The sequence below is a fragment of the Endozoicomonas sp. SESOKO1 genome (assembly GCF_024606265.1).
Taxonomy (GTDB): Bacteria; Pseudomonadota; Gammaproteobacteria; order Pseudomonadales; family Endozoicomonadaceae; genus Endozoicomonas.
The window spans coordinates 1-1,855 of sequence record NZ_JAHHPP010000356.1; the positions used below are offsets into that span (position 1 = coordinate 1).

At 49.8% G+C, this 1,855-nt stretch carries 3 protein-coding genes; all 3 read left to right on the forward strand.

What is annotated here, in order from left to right:
- The first annotated feature begins 241 nt into the window (after positions 1-241).
- A complete protein-coding gene (locus KDK13_RS16270) occupies positions 242-880 on the forward strand; it encodes an O-methyltransferase (protein WP_257286033.1) in 639 nt (212 codons plus the stop codon).
- A gap of 62 nt (positions 881-942) precedes the next feature.
- Positions 943-1,257, forward strand: a complete 315-nt coding sequence (locus KDK13_RS16275; protein WP_257286034.1) for a DUF4286 family protein — start codon at positions 943-945, stop codon at positions 1,255-1,257.
- 83 nt (positions 1,258-1,340) lie between these two features.
- The coding region (locus KDK13_RS16280) for a hypothetical protein (RefSeq protein ID WP_257286035.1) at positions 1,341-1,855 on the forward strand (515 nt) is incomplete at its 3' end.

Here is a 1,855-nt window from a genome sequence, read left to right on the forward strand (position 1 = left end):
TATCCTCAATTTTCTGCCATCCTCGCTACGGGCGCTATTCTCGGTCAGCCTCCTATTCCCGGACATCCCCCGGAAGCCACGTTTCATTCTGTCGGTTAACGGGCTTTTCTGTCATGGCTTCCTCGCTTAGAATCCGCGGCTGATTTTTTAATGCTTTATAAGTTGTGGCGTCATCTTCATGGAGAGTGCCCTTTTTATCAAGGCTCTTTTTTCAAGACTCTTTATCAAACAGGTGCAGTGCATGGATTGGATGGTTGATCCGGCAATTGAAAATTATTGCCAGACGATGACGTCCGGTGAGTCTACGATTCTGGCAGAGCTGGCTCAGGCGACGGTGGACAGGACCCGTTACCCGGTTAACCTCTCCGGTCGGCTGGTGGGGCAGACCCTGAAAATGCTGGTGAGGATCAGCCGCAGTAAAACCGTTCTGGAAATTGGTATGTTTACCGGTTATGCAGCGCTATCCATGGCCGAGGGGTTACCCGATGATGGCGTGGTGTATGCCTGTGAGACCAACCCCCGGTCCATTGCCATTGGGCAGGAGTTTTTTGACCGCTCTCCCCATGGCCATAAAATCAAAGTGCTCTTCGGCAGGGCGCTGGATACCATCCCGGAATTAACTGCGGAAAAACTGGATCTGGTGTTTATTGACGCAGATAAGAAGAAGTACCGCGATTATCTGGAGATGGTACTGCCCATAATGAGTCCTCATGGGCTTGTGGTTATTGATGATGCTCTCTGGAAAGGGAAGGTGCTTGACCCTCAGGAGGAGAGGGATCAGGTGATTGCCGACCTGAATCGTTATATTTATCAGCACCCGAACCTTGAGAGTGTGCTGCTGCCCATCCGGCATGGTTTAAATATTGTACGGAAAGTCTGATCTTCTGCCATTTGTTCACTATTATCCATTACTTGCAAATGAATAGTTAAGAGGGGCCGTTGATGATTATCTATGAAGTCAATTGTCTGGTGGATAATGATATTGTGGATGAGTTCAGGGCCTGGTTAAAGCCACATGTTGATGCAGTGCTCAAGGCCGAAGGGTTTCTCAGTGCCGAAATGCTTAAGCTGACGGAAGATGACCGGCTGACAGCAAGACCTTATTCAACCGGTTTTTCCGTTCGCTATCGAGTGTCCGGGCAGAGTGCCCTGGATCACTACCTGTTAAACCTTGCTCCTGCACTACGCCAGGAGGGGATTGACACATTTGGCCATCAGTTCACAGCTTATCGTCGTGTATTACAGGAAGACGGCTGATCACCACGCTTGAATGGAGTGAACCTGATCATCATTTTGCGGTCAAAGGGTGGAATTTACAGTCCGGGTGAGCAGGATTTATTGTGAAAGCAACCGCACCAACCTATTCCCACCGGGAGCCTGCTGGCTGGGTTGGCCAACAAGCCGGTTCAAGCAGGATTCCTGACTGTGCCGGAATGGCATTTAGTCGTAAAAGAGTCTCAAATCATCAGCATCGCAGAGGTAAAGCCCACAGCCTGAATGGTGGCAAAGGTATTGAGGATGCCTTTTGGCAACAAAAAACAGTACAAGGACGTCAAATCGCCTCGGCTGGTGTGCTCAACGCCTATGGAAATGATGGAACGTCTCTCAGAAGCGGCTTCTTCCTGCAAAAGCTCTGTTTACAGAATGTTCTCCATGTTAATAGAAAAGTAACCCCGGACCAGGTCATAAAGGAGTTCAACCGGGCACCAGATCGACATGGTAAGTACAAATTGGCAATAGCGCGCTTCAAAGAGGAATGTTGCCTGAGGGACCTGGTATTGGATGGTCGGAAGGTCACGCCGGATGCAGTGGTTAATGATTTTCGGTCAGCCAGGGCAATGCTGGAGCTGGCTCG